Origin of the sequence: Streptomyces typhae, assembly GCF_009755605.1 — a bacterium.
Classification (GTDB): domain Bacteria; phylum Actinomycetota; class Actinomycetes; order Streptomycetales; family Streptomycetaceae; genus Streptomyces; species Streptomyces typhae.
The window spans coordinates 87625-102568 of sequence record NZ_WPNZ01000035.1 but is presented as its reverse complement, the minus strand read 5'-3'; the positions used below and the strand labels follow the sequence as shown (position 1 = coordinate 102568).

The 14944-nt window shown below is 70.3% G+C and carries 15 protein-coding genes; 11 read left to right on the top strand and 4 right to left on the bottom strand.

Annotated elements, in window-relative coordinates:
* Positions 1 to 258: 258 nt before the first annotated feature.
* On the top strand, positions 259 to 1320 hold the full coding sequence (locus GPA10_RS39405; protein ID WP_157169611.1) for a DUF6461 domain-containing protein: 1062 nt from the start codon (positions 259 to 261) through the stop codon (positions 1318 to 1320).
* A gap of 172 nt (positions 1321 to 1492) precedes the next feature.
* On the opposite strand, the gene GPA10_RS39400 is transcribed toward GPA10_RS39405, so the two are convergent.
* Complete coding sequence (locus GPA10_RS39400) at positions 1493 to 2143, bottom strand: DUF3223 domain-containing protein (protein WP_343041826.1); 651 nt, start codon at positions 2141 to 2143, stop codon at positions 1493 to 1495.
* Positions 2144 to 2714: 571 nt separating this feature from the next.
* Between GPA10_RS39400 and GPA10_RS39395 the strand changes: the two genes are divergently transcribed.
* The 3 genes from GPA10_RS39395 to GPA10_RS44245 all read left to right on the top strand — a co-directional run bounded on the left by GPA10_RS39395 (position 2715) and on the right by GPA10_RS44245 (position 4889).
* Positions 2715 to 3689 (top strand): replication-relaxation family protein, encoded by a 975-nt coding sequence (locus GPA10_RS39395; RefSeq protein WP_343041825.1) that lies wholly within the window; start codon positions 2715 to 2717, stop codon positions 3687 to 3689.
* Between the two features lie 359 nt (positions 3690 to 4048).
* Positions 4049 to 4324 (top strand): hypothetical protein, encoded by a 276-nt coding sequence (locus tag GPA10_RS39390; RefSeq protein WP_157169609.1) that lies wholly within the window; start codon positions 4049 to 4051, stop codon positions 4322 to 4324.
* 109 nt (positions 4325 to 4433) lie between these two features.
* Positions 4434 to 4889: a hypothetical protein gene (locus GPA10_RS44245; protein ID WP_425505889.1), complete on the top strand. Its 456-nt coding sequence runs from the start codon at positions 4434 to 4436 to the stop codon at positions 4887 to 4889.
* Here the strand turns inward: GPA10_RS44245 and GPA10_RS39380 are convergent.
* Entirely contained in the window at positions 4838 to 5569 is a 732-nt protein-coding gene (locus GPA10_RS39380; protein WP_246260550.1) for a DUF4253 domain-containing protein, read from the bottom strand. The genes GPA10_RS44245 and GPA10_RS39380 overlap by 52 nt on opposite strands.
* 824 nt (positions 5570 to 6393) lie before the next feature.
* Between GPA10_RS39380 and GPA10_RS39370 the strand changes: the two genes are divergently transcribed.
* From GPA10_RS39370 to GPA10_RS39350, 5 genes are all read left to right on the top strand, one after another.
* The gene (locus GPA10_RS39370) at positions 6394 to 7065 is read left to right on the top strand and encodes a DUF7691 family protein (protein WP_157169608.1); all 672 of its coding nucleotides are present in this window, start codon (positions 6394 to 6396) and stop codon (positions 7063 to 7065) included.
* A 91-nt stretch (positions 7066 to 7156) separates the two neighbouring features.
* On the top strand, positions 7157 to 7672 hold the full coding sequence (locus tag GPA10_RS39365) for a hypothetical protein (RefSeq protein ID WP_157169607.1): 516 nt from the start codon (positions 7157 to 7159) through the stop codon (positions 7670 to 7672).
* 947 nt (positions 7673 to 8619) lie between these two features.
* Positions 8620 to 10734: a telomere-associated protein Tap gene (tap, locus tag GPA10_RS39360; RefSeq protein WP_157169606.1), complete on the top strand. Its 2115-nt coding sequence runs from the start codon at positions 8620 to 8622 to the stop codon at positions 10732 to 10734.
* Between the two features lie 4 nt (positions 10735 to 10738).
* The gene (gene tpg, locus GPA10_RS39355; protein WP_343041824.1) at positions 10739 to 11293 is read left to right on the top strand and encodes a telomere-protecting terminal protein Tpg; all 555 of its coding nucleotides are present in this window, start codon (positions 10739 to 10741) and stop codon (positions 11291 to 11293) included.
* Positions 11294 to 11584: 291 nt separating this feature from the next.
* Positions 11585 to 11794 carry a hypothetical protein gene (locus GPA10_RS39350; protein ID WP_157169605.1) on the top strand — a complete coding sequence of 70 codons (210 nt, stop codon included), beginning with the start codon at positions 11585 to 11587 and terminating at the stop codon, positions 11792 to 11794.
* Positions 11795 to 11862: 68 nt separating this feature from the next.
* Here the strand turns inward: GPA10_RS39350 and GPA10_RS39345 are convergent, their stop codons facing one another.
* Complete coding sequence (locus GPA10_RS39345) at positions 11863 to 12732, bottom strand: IS5 family transposase (RefSeq protein ID WP_157169604.1); 870 nt, start codon at positions 12730 to 12732, stop codon at positions 11863 to 11865.
* A gap of 624 nt (positions 12733 to 13356) precedes the next feature.
* On the opposite strand from GPA10_RS39345, the gene GPA10_RS39340 reads away from it, so the two are divergent.
* Both GPA10_RS39340 and GPA10_RS39335 read left to right on the top strand, forming a co-directional pair.
* Positions 13357 to 13605 (top strand): hypothetical protein, encoded by a 249-nt coding sequence (locus GPA10_RS39340; RefSeq protein WP_157169603.1) that lies wholly within the window; start codon positions 13357 to 13359, stop codon positions 13603 to 13605.
* Positions 13605 to 13877: a hypothetical protein gene (locus tag GPA10_RS39335; protein ID WP_157169602.1), complete on the top strand. Its 273-nt coding sequence runs from the start codon at positions 13605 to 13607 to the stop codon at positions 13875 to 13877. Before GPA10_RS39340 ends, GPA10_RS39335 begins: the two co-directional genes overlap by 1 nt.
* A 248-nt stretch (positions 13878 to 14125) precedes the next feature.
* Here the strand turns inward: GPA10_RS39335 and GPA10_RS39330 are convergent, their stop codons facing one another.
* Positions 14126 to 14452 carry a BP74-related protein gene (locus tag GPA10_RS39330; protein WP_157169601.1) on the bottom strand — a complete coding sequence of 109 codons (327 nt, stop codon included), beginning with the start codon at positions 14450 to 14452 and terminating at the stop codon, positions 14126 to 14128.
* Between the last annotated feature and the right edge of the window lie 492 nt (positions 14453 to 14944).

Below are 14944 nucleotides of genomic sequence, written 5' to 3'. Positions count from 1 at the left end.
ACTCCTGCCCCGGATGCCACACCATCCGCCTCAACGAGCCCGACCAGCTCGACAGCCCCCTTCGCATCAGGGCGTCAGTAGGCGCAATAGCATAGATAACGCCGCACTACAGATGAAAATGACCTCTCAGGCACCGTCTCGGAACCCCAGGATCAAAGCTCAAGACGACGTCCGAGGAATGCCCCACATTCCTGACGAGCTCTGCGCGCTCGATGAGACGGGACCCCGACTGTCAGTGGCGCAGACGACAATCCCCGCATGACCTCACCCCAGCACCTGCAAAGCCTCCTCGCAGATTTAGGGCTTGAGCAGGCAGCCACGTTCACGGCCGTGCACGGCGGCGACGAGGACACCGTCATTCGGCTCTTCGGCGGCAACCCCGAGCACAGCCGCCCCCTGCTACTGGAGGAACTGCGCGAACACTACGACAGGGATCTCATCCTCGTCTCCCGGTCAGGACCTGCCGTCATCGTCGTGGAGAACAACAACTATCAAGGGTCTCGCCAGGAGGTACTGCGCCCGCTCTCGCGGCACGGCCGCACCGCCAGCGTCTACTGGAACGTCAACGCAGTCTCACAACTGAGCCTGGCCGAGGACGGACTGATCTCCTCCGCCTTCGAAATGATCGCGCCCGAGGACATCCCATTCGGCGCGCCCCCCGACGCCTGGCAGCCCCTGCTGGAAGGCCTGACTCTGGACGACGGCCATCTGTGGGGCACCGGTCTGGCGGCTGTCGAGCGCGCGACCGGTGCACGCTTCGACAACTCCTGGGTACGCGGTCCACACCGCGCTGTGGAGATCACGCGGGTGCCGGAGTACCTGCTGGGGCAGGGCCTCATCGATTCGCCCCTGCTCAAGAGGGAGCCCTTCATCAGCTACCTGGCCAGCCTGGGCCCCTCACTGCTGCAGCCGATGCGGCGCCACGCCCTGGACCTGGCCCTTGCCCATGCCGACCTGCGCGAACACCCCCTGGCCGTAGCAGCACTGACAGCTGCCACCCTCCCGGTCGGCGCGAGAGCGCGGTTGCACAGGGAGCTCACTTCCTTATACGAGCAAGCGCACCTGCGGGCTCGCGCCATGCTGATCGGCGAGCCACAAGTCTTCGAACCTGAGTGGGAACGCCCCTCCCACCTCGTCTTCCGCCAGGCCATCGTCTTCGGGGTCCTCGCCCGGTGCGTCGCCGCCCATCTGCCCACCCCCACGGGCGGGCTCCCGGACATACTCAGCTTCTTGGTCACGGCGATGACCGGCGACGGCGCTCGCGTTGAGGAGTTCTGGATGGTCAAGCACCTGCACGACGCGGCACGAACAGCAGCCTGACCCGCGCAGCCGAACACCACACCGTCAGACCCCGGCGAACTCGCCAGAAAGATCCTGGCTGCCAACCCAGGACCCTTCGATTCCGAGGTTGCAAGATGGGTTGTCAACGCACCATGCGCGCGTCGGCCCGCCCCCGTGCGCGCCGCCCCGGACAGCCGGTGCGTGTGGCGCGCTACACGCGTGGGCGGCACAGGTTCTCCTTGGCCGACGACACCCCGAGTACGGCGTGCTCCTGATGGTGGGCGTGCCAGCGTTCCGCCAGGGCCCGGTCGGTGAACAGCGCCAGCCCCCGCGCCTTCTCTGCGGTCAGGTCGACGGCATCGAAGCCGCCGGCGGCCTGGACGAACTCCATCGCGATGTCGTGGAAGCGCGGACCGTGGAAGTAGGAGACGTGCGTGTCGTCGGAGGCCAGAGGCTGGCCGCTCTCGTCGTACACGAGCGTGTGGGGCGCCTTGCGGGACTCGTAGTAGGCGTTGACCTGTTCCTGGATTTCGGTGCGCATCGCGGCCAGCACGCGTTGCCGGTGGGTGGGTGCGTCCAGGCGCTTCTGATAGGAGTAGGCGACCTTGCTGCCATCGGCCCGGACTGCTTCCGGGCCTTTGTGGTGACCGCGCAGGGTGGGGATGATCCGGAAGCGGTCCACCCCCGGGCCGACTTTCTCCGCCGCGTCGGGACGCATGTCGAGCAGGTCCCGCAGCAGCAGGTCGTCGTCCTCCTGGTCGACGTCCTGTCCGAGGCTGTAGCGGTCCAGGATCGCCTGCACCGCTTCCTTGCGGTCCTTCTTCGTTGCGTAGCGGCGCGGGCCGATCCAGACCTCGGGCACGTTGAGCTCCCTCGTCAAGCGGGTGACGTGAGCGCCCACGCGAGAGCACGTCCCCCGGTCCGGACGGAGCTTCCCTCCTGCTGTCATTCCGCCGGGGGACAGAGAGCAGATCATGATGCCGGTCACGAACAAGTCGTCCCAGGCGGGCGTTTCTGGGGCATAGGAGACACCGATCGGTGTTGAGCATCAGACAGCGGACAAGAGGGGGTCCTTCCGACGGTGGCTCCGGCCCGCACGCACACCCGCGTACGGACCGGACGCTCACCGACCCGGCCCGCAGGCCGGGGGAAACCGAGGACACCGTGCCCGCCGATCTCACACCCGACCCCGCCCGCGACCACCACACCGCCCGCGACCACCACACCGCCCGCGACCGCCGGCCTTCCGAGGACGTCGACCAGGTCCCGCAGGCCCCCTCGGCGGGCCCCTCCATCGCCCCCTCCACGGCTACTTCGCCCGCCGGACGCATCCGCGCAGGCAGCCAGGGAAGTCAGGGTCCGCCGATGCGTTCGACAACCCTTCGAAGTCTTTGAAGCAGACATGGAAGCCGACACACACCAGGAAGAAGGAGGTGCTGAAGGCTCTGGGGATCTTCCAGAGGGCTACCGCTGACCACTTGTGGCGGATGCTGCGTCCCGGTGACCGGCACGACCGGTGCACGAGGGACACCCTCAACGCCCTCAAGGGCGGGGGAAAGGTCTGGGTGGAGACACGACTGGAGTCGGGACATCAGCTGTGGGTGCTGATCGAGCGAGGGCACAAGGAAGCCAAGCAGCTGCTCCCGAAGAGCGTGCGGGTGTCCGTGCTGCGCAAGCTCCAGTACGACGACGGAGAGCCGGTTGACGGCGACGGCTTCGACGAACACGCGGCCACCGTGACGATGACCGCCACGGTCCTCACCGGGGCCGGGTTCGGCACTCCGCTGTCCTGGCAGACCGAGATCGCCCACCGCCTGCCGTACGGGTACACCCAGTACGCCGACCTGACGATGCGCGCCCCGGACGCCGGGGTGCCCGCGATGCTCCTGGAGGTCGACCGCGTGAATGAGCCCGTCGACGACCTGACGGCGAAGCTGCACCGCTACAACGACTGGTTCGAGCTCCTGGCGCCGAAGGCCGACAAGGACCGCGAGCGGGCAGCCCGGCGCCAGGGTGCGGCGGTGCACGACTTCCGGCTGTGGTCGCGGATCTACCCGGCGAGCGGGCGGGAGGGCTACGTGCCGGTGGCCTTCGTGTTCACGGGCAAGACGCAGGCGCAGCGCGAGAGACGGATGCGGCGCCTGGAGCAGGCCGCCCGCCGCTGCTTCGCCGGCGCCCGGTACCCGTGGGCCGGGTTCACGGCCGTCGACTACCACCAGGCGGTGCCCGTGGTCGTCACCGAGCTGGAGCGGATCACCGCCGGTCCGGCCGGGGCCGCTGGCCCGGTGTGGCGGCGGCTGGGGCGTGAGGAGTGGCAGACGCTGAGCTGGGCCCTGGGCAACCCGGACGGCGAGCGGCTCTACCGGATGGAGGAAGAGCAGTCCCGCCGGCGGCAGGCGGAACGCTAGGCCGCGGAGCGCGAGGCGCAGCGGCCGGTGTGCACCCGGTGTGGGACGAAGTTCACCGACGAACGCTGGCAGTCGGTCATTCAGACCTCATGGCGAAGCCCCGGAGACAACCTGTGCGGGCCGTGCTGGAAGGAGGACGTCGACCGCGCGGAGGCTGAGCGCGCCGCGCGGCGGAGGAGGCCGCGGTGCGGGAGGCGGCCGACGCGGGCGAGAAGAAGGGCCGCGGCCTGTTCGGGCGTCGCCGGTAGACGCACGACGCGACGCTAACGAACTCGGTGCTCTACGTTCCCGCCCGCTCGGTCCCGCGACCGCGTCTCCAACCGGGAGACCAGCGGGGCCGGGCGGAAAGGACCGTCACCATGACCTTCATCGAGTCCGGCCTGTCCGTACGCAACGGCTTCGACGAAGGGCCGCTCGCCGTCGCCGCGCTGCCCCGCGCCGGGCAGCTCCTCGCCGAACTGCAGGAGCAGGCGCTCACGCTGACCGACGGCCAGCTGCGCGACAGCGTGTACCGGGCGCTGCGCCGCTTCACCCAGGAGCAGCCGCCCAGGTGCCAGGTCGACAGCATCACCGCGCTGATCCGCTGCGGAGTGCGCATCGGCTGGCCCGCCTGCGACCGTCTGCCCTGCGCCTGACGCCCGTCCTGTGGGAGGGCGCTCCCGTGCCCGCCCGCAGGACGGGAGAGGCCGGACTGCGGGTCGCCGGCGGCCTTCCGCTGTCGGCGGTGGCTGGGAGGCTGGTCGGATGAACGCCGATGACGAGCAACTGCTGCGCGGCCGGGTGTACGGACGCGACCACGACGCCCCCAACTCGGGCCCGCTACCGCACCAGACGTACGCCGCGCTGGTCGGCGGGCCGCTGGACGGGCTGCTGCTCGACACCACTGGCTGGCGGCCGGAAGAGATAGACGACGGTGTCGCCCTGATGACCGAGCTCGGGCGGTGGCCCGGCGGCCGGGCGCTGTACGACCCGTTCCCCGGCGACCCGCGTCCGGGGGAGCGGCCTGGGAGCGGTGTGCCGCTTCCACTGCTCCGGCGCACACCCTCATGCCCGCCGGCGTTCTCGCTTGGGCTCTTCCCGTTCGAGAGCAGTAGGCGGAGGAGCGAGCCGCGGGGCGAGTGGTGCCGGGCGCGGTACCCCGGTAGGTGTCAATCCCACCAGAACGACCAGAGGTTGCTGTCGATCAAGGAAGCTGCGTAGTCCGGGTAAGGCGTCGGCGGGTCCTTGATGACGTTGTCCGCAGTGGTCAGGACATGCTCCAGCGTGACGTGCAGGGCGTGCTCATGGGTGCGGGGAGGGGAGGCGACGGAGACGTGGACCGTCGCGCCGATCACGGCGATGACGCGAGCCCCGAACCGGTCCTCCCAGCTCCTGAGCAGAGAACACAGGAGGGGGAGCGGGGCGTCGGCAGCCCATCCGATGCCAGCGGGGATGTCGGCACTTCGGGCGGCCGTGACCAGCGCGAGGTGGCAGCCGGACAGCAGGTTGGGGTTGCCCGCCGCGAGGTGCGTGAGCGCCGACCGGGCGGCCTCGTCCGGATCGCCAGAGGCCGGCGCGGAGGCAGGGGCCAGGCCCGGCCAGCGGTCGAACGGCGCTCCGGGGTCGTCCTCGAACGGCTCGATGAACTCCGCGACCTCCGGCGGCAACTGCAATGGCGTCGGCGGCGCCGCGAGCCGTTCAAGCTGACGCTCCCGGTAGGCATGCCAGCCCTGCTCCAGTTCACGTTCCAGGTCGACGGCCTCGGCCTTCGCCAGGTCGAGCGGCTGAGGGTGATCGTTGGGGTAACACAGCACAGGCATCAGCCCCGTGCTGTCCTGCTGCCGCTGGAGACGTACCCACCACGGCACGGGGTCGGAGACTGGCTCGGCGGAGATCCACATGGTCGGAGCCTCGCTCGGCAGCACAAAGCCACCGGGGAGACCGCCGGGAAGCTGCAAAGTCATACGGCGGAGCCTAGAGATCGCCTCTGACACCGGACCCCGGAACGCGGGGAACGATCTCCAAGTTCAAGGGAAGCGATCTTCGAACTCGGTCGCCCGCCCGCGGCGGCGCGCGTCTACCGCTTAGCGCTGGAGCGGGCGGGTGCGCGGCTGTAAGGAGCGCGCGGCCGCGGAGGTGCCGGGCCACTTCCGCCGCCCTGCTGGTGACCGGCCTGACGCTGTGTGACCCGCCGCAGGCGCACGTCCTGATAGTCCCCGCAACGGCTGCCCTCGCTGTTGCTCCGGCGTCCGTCCTCTGGCCGCGGCCCGCTTCGTGCCGTGCCCGCGCGGGTCGTAGGTGGCCACGGTCCGCTCGGGGAAGCGCGCGGCGAGCGCGGCGAAGCCGGCAGCGTCCATGGGCTGCCCGATCAGATCATGAGCAGTGGCGGGCGTCCGTCTGCGGTCGGCAGCGGCCCACGAACGTCATGGACGAGGTCCGCGCCGGTCGTTTCACATGTGTAGGTCTCCATGCCCGTGCAGACCGGCTCCGTCCTCGAAACTCATCGGTGCGGCGGGCGACGTACCGATGAGGAGGATGCCGGACGGTGACGGCGTGCTCCATGAACTCCGGCGGCCCGTCCGGACACAGTCCCCGACGTACGCAACAGGCCTCCGCGCCACACCTCTTGACTCGCATTACTCTTCACCCGGGAACGGAACGGCACCGCATTTGATCGGTCCGCCGACCGTCATCGACTGACCAACACCAACGAAGGGGAAGCGCGGTGGCCGAACAGTACCTAGCGGCGTTCGCCGTCGAGGAGTGGCGCCTGCGGGCCCTGGTCGCCTCCCGCGACGAGGACCTCGTCGAGGGGGCCCTCGCCCGTCTCGGCCCGCTGCGGGAGGAGGGCAGGCTGCTGCGGGCCACGGATGCCGCCGAGGTCGAGAGGGCGCTCCGCGCGCTCGTCGCTGGGCCGCCCGCCGCGTTCCGTGCGGACACGGATACGGACGCTGGTACGGGCGCCGGCACGGACGGGTACGAGTGGCTGCTGGAGCTTCTCGCCCCGACCCTGGGGGAGCCCGTCGGTTCGGTGGTCCTGCCGGGCAGGAGCTGGCACGTACTGGAGGAGGCGTTCCGCTCCTGGGGGCTGCGGGCCCTCGCCGAACTCTGGGGGCGTTCCTGGACGTTCCCGGGTACCGGAGGTACCGGAGGCACCCGGGCGCCCGACCCCTGGCCCTTCCCGATGCTCGCGCCGCGCAAAGACCTGGAAGGCATCCGCGAGGAGCTCGCCGCCTTCGACACCGGCCGTGTCCACGACGACTACGACCTCCTGCCGGGCGGCGACGACGACGTGGAGGACGTGGTGCCCCTGCTCGAGGAGTCGTTCCCGGCGTGGATCGACGCGGCCCTCCGCCACGACCGCGACCTACTCCTGATCCGCGACGGCGGAAAGTGAGGCGGCCGCCCGACCGGAACCGGCCGCCGCAGACCCACCCGACGGCACTCTCCCGCGGCCGAGCGGCCGTGCCGAAGAAAGCAGCAGACCCGTGTCCCTGTGGCTGAAGCTCACGAAGATCGAACCGCCGCTGCTCGAGGAGGCGCGGCGCAGGCCCGACCTGATCGAGGCGCTCTTCTCCAGCGAAGATGAGAGCAGGGGCGAGGACGAGGGCGAGCGCGGGGGCGGGGTCCTGCCCCCGACATTCCGTCCCGGAGCGGATTCCTGGGCGACCGACCACCGCCTGATCAGCGCCGTCGCCACAGACCGTGCCGAGGTCGAGGAGGGCACGGCGGACTGGACGCGGGCCTACCCGTGGCTGGCCAGGTCGACCGGCGAAGGCCCCGACGTCATCGAGGCGTACGAGTCCGGCTACGGGCCCGCCTTCGTCCTCACCCCGGCCGAAGTCCGCGCGGTCGCGGAGGGCCTGACCGCCGAGGGCTGGGCCGCGGGCGCCACGGCGGCCCACTGGAAGGGGGACCGGGCAGAGGGCGGCATCGAGGACCTGGGCCCGTTCTTCGCGGCCGCTGTCGCCGAGGCGAAGGCCGTGATCGGCAGGACGACCTGAGCCGGTGTGCCCCGTCCTCGCCGGGCACTCCGCGGTCGACTCCACCGCAGCGAACTGCACGGCAGCGAACCGGCCGCCTGCCGGTCGCCGCGCGCTGTTGCTCGTCGAGGTAGTGCTGCGCCCGGGCTCTCCGCCGCCCGCCGCTGCACTGCTCGCGCGGTGCCCTGCGGAGCGTGGTCTCGGGCGGGTGTGGGTCGAGCCCGCCGCACGCGCCCGCTCGTTGTGCTCGGCGACATCGTCGTGGTGCCGTCTTCGGCCCGCCGCGCCCCCGCGGCCGGGTGCCTGCTGCTCGTCGGCAGGTCTTCGCCGGGCTCCGGCCGCGGACGCTCCCCGGCCGCCGCGCGCCGCGGTTGCGGGGCTGCTGCTCGGCCTCCTGCTCCCGCCGCGCGCCGCACCTGTTCCGCCGTCCCGGTGCCGCGCCACACCGGCCTTCGCCCGACCGCCCGCCGTCCCCGGCCGCGCCCTGCTCCCGCTGCCGGGTCCGTCAGACGTCGCCCCGGCTGCGGGTTGGGCCGCTGTCCGGCTCGGCGCTCCGGGCCCTGTCGGGGGCCGGGGCGCTGCTTCGTCCTGTTTCCGCGCGCTCGCGGTCCTGGCCGCGCGCTCGCGGTCCTGGCCGCGGGCCCTGCTGGCGCAGGTCCTGGTCGAGCTCGCCGCCCGTGCTCGCCGGTTCCAGCCGCGCCCGTGGTCGCGGGCGCGGCTGCTCGGCGCCGCTGAAGGCCTCCGCCGTCCCCAGCTGCGCCGTGCCGCTCTCACCGTGCTTTTCCGGCTGCCTCGCGCGCCCGCATTCGTCGACGTCGCTGGGCGGCTCCTTCTGCGCGCTGCGGCCCCCTCAGGGATTCGCCCCCCTTCCGCAGTCAAGGACACACCCCAAAAACGTCTGAACGGGATAAGTGAAAGGGATAAATTTGGGGGGTGTCTGTTGGTGGCGTCTGCACTGGAGGTAGACCATGGCGTCCGAAGAGGATCTGTTCGCGTCCGTCGATGCACTGCTGGAGGAGGAGCCGCAGCTCCCGCCCCCGGTCGAGCGCGCGCGCCTGCGGGAGGCCGCGGGCATCACCCAGGCTCGCCTCGCCAAGGCTCTGAGGAGCACCACTCAGACGGTGAAGAACTGGGAGAACGGCCGTTCCGAGCCGAAGCCGCCGCGTCTGGAGGCGTACCAGCGGCTGTTGAAGGGGTGGGCGGCGCGGTATCCGGCGCAGGGAGCTCCCGCGGCCCCGGCCCCGGTCCCGGCCGTTGTGCCGCAGCCAGTCGCGCCGCAGGCGTTCGCGGTCCCGGCCACTCCCGCGAGGTCGGCAGCCGTGCCCGACGTGCCGGTGGAGGTACCCGCTGCTCCTGCCCGCCGCCCGGCGGGCTCGTCGGGGCGTCCGGCCGCGCGGAAAGCCGTCGCGCCCGCCGCCGATCCGCGGTTCCCGCACGGTCCGCTCGCCGTTCTGGACGGTGACGGGTCGGCGTACGGCATCGACGGCATCGTGCTCGACTGTCCGGCGGCCACGGTCCCGGAGTTGGTGGAGTGGACGCTGCGTGAGTCCGGCCTGGGTGCGGCGAAGCTGCACCGGTACGGCAAGGATGCCGACCCGCTGGTCGTGCTCACCGCCGCGGCCGCAGTGAAGCTGGGGCTGCCGGAGCGCCTGGAGGGTCACGAGCAGCGCCGCTCCCTGCGCCTGCCCGAGGACCACCCGGTGGTCAGGCAGGTGGTGAAGGCGAAGTGGCAGCTGACGCAGCGGGGTTTCGGCCCGTGGGCGCGGATCTACCGCAAGGCGCAGGGCCGTGACCGCCAGTGCGTGCAGCTGGCGATCCTGTCCTGGGACGCCCTCGACGGGCGATCCTGGCCCGGCGTTGCCGAGATGGGGGCGGCTGATATCGCCCGCGTGCTGGGTATCTACGCGACCCGCGTCATCACTCCGCGCGGCTCCACGGCCGTCTCCGGGCTGGAGTTGATGACGGCGCTGCGCCCGCCGACCAAGCCCGAGCGCGACCCGCAGACCGGCAACTGGATTTCGGGCCACAACCCGGGCTCTCTGGGCACGCAGCCGGTGGACCCGGCGCCGCCGGAAGCCACTGCCGAACACCCCGTTGTCGTGAACTCCGGGTGGACGGGCGGGTTCCTCAACGAGGAGGCGTACCAGTGGGTGCGGCCGGTGGACCTGCTCACGGACGAGGAGTGCATGCTGCCGTTCGCGGTGGGCCTGGACCTGAACACGGCCTTCCTCGCGGCCGCCGCGCGGCTCACCGTGGGTCTGTCCGCCCCGGACTACTTCACCGGCCCGACCTTCAACCCGAAGATTCCCGGGAGTTGGCTGGTCGACCTGTCCCATATCGAGCTGGACCCGCGCCTGCCCAGCCCGTTCACGCCGACCGGGGAGCGTCCGACGGGCCCGGCCTGGTACCAGACGCACACCGTCGCCTACGCCCAGGAGCTGGGCTACGACGTGCACCCGCTGGAGGGCTATCTGCGCCGTGAGACCGGCGCGTACCTGGACCCGTGGCACGACCGGCTGAAGACCGCGTACGTCGACACCTTGGCCGACCTCGGCGTCTCGCGGGACCTGTCCGACACCGAGTTCTTGGCGGCGATGGAGCGGCACAAGGACGCCGACCCGGCGATGGCGGCCGTCCTGGCGGCCATCAAAGCGACGGTCAAGGGCGGGGTGGGGAAGCTGCGCGAGCGCCCGCAGGGCAAGTCCTACAAACAGGGCGAGCGGTGGCCGGCCTTGGAGCGCCCGACGTGGCGCCCGGACATCCGCGCCGCGGTCATCGCCAAGGCACGGGTGAACATGCACCGCAAGCTGCTCAAGATGGCGGCGATGACGGGCCTGTACCCCCTCGCGGTGCTGTCCGACTGCGTCGTCTACCCCTCACCGGGGGAGAGCCCGCTGGCGTTCCTGCCGTACGCGGAGTCCGGCAAGCCGCAGCCCGGCGGGTTCCGGCTCGGGCCCACGCCCGGCCTGGCGAAGCTGGAGGGCGTGCAGTCGCTGCTGTGGGCGGTCGACCTGATGGAGAAGGGCCTGAACCCGGCCCGCCACATCAAGGGCGGCGACGCAGTCCTGGACGAAGGGGAGTAGGGCCGTGGGCGAGATCGACGACGCCATCGAACGCGCCGACCGCGAGGGGTTCACCCGGGAGCCGCCCAAGACCCTCAAGGGCCGCATCAACTACCTGCTCAAGCAGCTGGGCAGCGCCCGCGCCGTCGCGGCCGAGCTCGGTGTCACCGCAGACTCGGTCAACCGCTACCGCCGCGGCGCCCGCAAGGCGCGCGCCGACGTCGCCGCGAAGATCGATGACGCGGTACGGCAGCGGTGGCAGCCGCAAGTGCGCAAGCAGCGGCAGCGCCGGGCTGCCGCCACCGGCGGGATCACGGTGGAGACGAGGGCCCGCTTCGGCTACACCGCACCGGTCGGCACGACCGATGACGGACGCTTCCGCCGCCTGACCATCCACCTTCCCCCGCCCTACGCGCAGCGCCTGTTCGACGCCCGCGACGCGGGGGCCAGCGACCAGCAGATGCGTGGGATCATCGCCGAAGGATTGAAAGACGTGTACTTCCAGGACAGTGGAAGCCGCGCGCTGGGACTCTCCGACGTCGAAATCAACGACATCGACTACCTGGATCTCGACTACTGAAATTTCGGAGTCTCATTCATGCTGCGAACCGAATGTGGCTGAGCGCTGTACTTGGCGGATGAGTGCTCTACTTGTCGGCGCTGAGCGTTCTATCTGGCGCCTGAATGAGAGCAGCTGCCGCCGGGCGCCTATGGGCTCCAGGCTTCGTGTGCCGCCATACAAGTGATCATCGGCGTGGTCAGGAGCGGGAGCTGAGGCCGGTGCCTTTGATGGGACCTGTGCCTGAGCCGGGAGAGAGCGGGTTTCCCGCCTCCTGGGACTTGGGACAAGCCGACCCGGAAGGGAATTGAAATGGTTGGAAGTAAGTACGGAGTCAACTCCGTCGGGGACACCACCACGGACATCAGTACCGGTCAGCCGGTCACCAAAGCACTTGACCTCTCAAACATGGTGATCGGGGGCGTGCCGTCGGAAGATGGCACACATGTCGTGGTCGCCAAGGAAGCGGTCAAGCTGGCTGAAGATCTCAAAGCGCTTCTAGGCCCGGAAGCGTCGCAGTAGGCCCCGCTCTGCCCGCTCCTGCGCGAATCTGTGTCTCGCCGACTTAGGGGTCGTTTCATCCTGTTGTTTCATCCCTGAATGCGGCTTTGATGTGTCGATGCCGGGGCGCGCCAGGAGATGGTGTTCTCACCGGTGAGGCGGCGGGCCATGAGGTCAGTCATGGCCAGTTGGATCATGGCTTCGGAGCGGGCCGGGAGGGCTTCGTAGTCGCGGGCCAGGCGGCGGTGCAGCATCAGCCAGCCGTAGGTCCGCTCGACCGCCCAGCGTTTCGGGATCGGGGTGAAGCCCCTGCTTCCGGGGGTGCGTTGGACGATTTCGAGGTCGATGCCGAGGGTGGCGGCGTGGTCGATGAAGTGCTTGCGGTAGCCGCCGTCGACCCACACCTTGCGCAGGCTGGGGTGGTCGGCGGCGGCCTGCTCGAGGAGGGTGCGGCCGGCGGTGGAGTCCTGGACGCCGGCCGCGGTGACCAGGGCCGCCAGCAGCAGGCCGAGGGTGTCGGTGATGATGCTGCGCTTGCGGCCCACGATCTTTTTGCCCGCGTCGATGCCCTGGCTGCGGGCGGGGACACTGGTGGAAGTCTTGATGCTCTGCGCGTCGATGACGCACGCCGACGGGTGCTTGGCGCGGCCTTCCTGCTGGCGCACCAGTTCCCGCAGCAGCCCGTTGAGCTGGGCGAAGATGCCGTCCTTCTGCCACTTGGCGAAGTAGCCGTAGACGCTCTGGTGCGGCGGGAAGTCGTGCGGGAGATAGGCCCACTGACAGCCCGTGCGGTCCACATACAGGATCGCGTTCATGATCTCGCGCAGGTCGTGCCGGGGCGGGCGGCCGAAGTCCAGGGCCCGGCCGCGGCGCTCGAAGCGCCAGGCGGACAGCACCGGCTCGATCAGCTCCCAGCGGGCATCGGACAGATCACTCGGATACGCACGGCGGTCGGCCATGCCCTGGGCATACCGCGGGCCGGGGGCGTGCGCCCAGGCGTGTGTCCGGCCTCTCGGGAGCACGGAACAGAAGTGGGCGTCCTGGAATGGGACAGGCGCAAGACAGCTCCTGTCGCAGCCACCACACCATCCGGCCCGACCAGCACAGTCAGCCCGAGAGTCCCACCAGTACCAGACCATCACCCTGAGCAAACGAGGTGATATCACCGCATGATAGAGGAAAACGACCTCTTAGTGCCGTACGAACTCGCCTGGCGGAGTACGGGCAGGCCAGACGGAAAGTCACCTCCCACAGGCTCTGGCCGGGCCTTTGGAGCTGCTACGGCTAAGCGGTCTTCGGCGAGGCGAACGAGGGCCGCGAGGTCGCGGACGCGATCGAGACGACGCGGTCCCGATGTCTAGGGGGCGCCGGTACTTGGAGTCCTGAGCGTTCTATCTGGCGATCGGTGCCAGATGGAGCGCTCAGCCACACCGAAAAGCCAAAACCGACCGTTGTCTCTGTCGACGGGCGGCGGCGCCCACACGTGCACGCGGCTGACTCGGTTCGTGCGGGGAGCTCCCCACGCCTGCGGGCGGCCGATACCGTGGACGGGACGTCAGCAGTCACGCCCTGTGGAGCCCCAGATGAGTGAGCAGCCGCTTCCCGCCGACACCACCTCTGGCGCCGCTGTGCGGCAGCAGCTGGCACCCGCGGCTGCGGAGGAGCTGCGCAAGTTCGCGGCCAGGACTCGCGCGGACGCGGAGCGGTACGCCGCTGTCCTGGAGGACATCGCTGCCAACGGGCTGCCCGCGGTGGAGGAGTGCACTCCGTGGGAGGACCTGCGCGAGCAGCACCTGGCCCGCCTCGCAGCCCAGCGGTCGGCCGTCGCCTGATGGCACCCAAGCACGGCCCGCGCCGCGCACAGATCGCCTTCTCCGACACCGCCGCCCGGCAGCTGGAGACCGTCACCAGCGAGGCGGAGATTCACGCCCTGGACCGCGCCCTGGTCGTCATCTCCGTCGACCCCGACGTCGGCACACCACTCTCCGGCACCACCACTGACCCCCGGCTGCGCCAGTACACCGACGACCTTGAGCAGGTACGCGTCCTGTACTTCGTGACCGCGCTGCGCACCGTCATCGTCGTCGCCTACATCGAGGTCTAGCACCGGCCGGTGGCAGAAGCCGACCCCTGCGGCCCCTGCCACCAGGGGCAGCTGTGCGCGGCCGGGCCGGGCACAGCGCGGGGCCGGACGCGCTGCGCACCCGGCCCCTTGAAAGGCTGTCGCACCCGGCCCCTTAAAAGGCTGTCTGCGCAGCGTCCTGCCGCGCGGTCCCGCTGTCACCACCCACACAAGCGAACCGCCCAGGGGCGCCGCGAGGGGGCTCCGCACCGGGATCAGCCCGCGGTCACCTACGGGGCGGGGATTTCCCGGACCAGGCGTGAGGTCCAGTCGCACCAGTAGTTGCCGGGCAGGAAGGCGCCGCCGGCTTCGTCGAGGTTGTCTTCGACGTACGGGATGGTCGCGTCGCAGACTTCGAGGGCTTCGTTGAAGAACTCGGTCTTGTCGGGGTTGTTGCTGTAGCTCCAGCGCGGGTTGTAGTCGGCCTGCCGGTGGACGATTCGCGTGAACACGTGGGGCTTGTCGGTGGTGTCGCCGTTGATGAGGTCCCGGGCGTGCTTGATGTCGTCGCCCTTCGTCAGCTTGATGACGAACTCCTCGCGCGTGATGTCGGTCATCACGAAATACGCCGGGGCTTCCGCGGCGGCGCGGGCCGTCGGCTGGCCGGCGGTGGCGGCCTGCGAGTGCGGGGCAGCGACCAGGGCCAGAGCGCAGGGCCGCAGCCGCGGTGGCCGTCTTGGTGAACGCGCGTCGCATAGGATCTCTCCTTGTTTCAGGTCGCCGTGCAGGTCACGGCTGTACGCCACCCGGCACGACCGCAGGACCACGGCCGAGCCGGGCGGCGCGGTGCACCAGGAAGCAAACTGGACACGGAGAGTGCACGTAAAATTACTTTTCGTATATCAAGACAACTTTGACCAGCCCGTTTGCCACCCCAACCGCCAGGGCATCCCACGGCGCGCCACCTCATCCGCTGACGAGCTGTCAGGAGTTGTCGTCCGTCAGCCGCGCCGACGGGGCACGGCGAATGACCGAAACCCCAGCTCTTCTCCCCCGCAGCCACCACTCCTGCGGTCACAGCCCACAACCAGTCCGTTGACGCCCCGGCG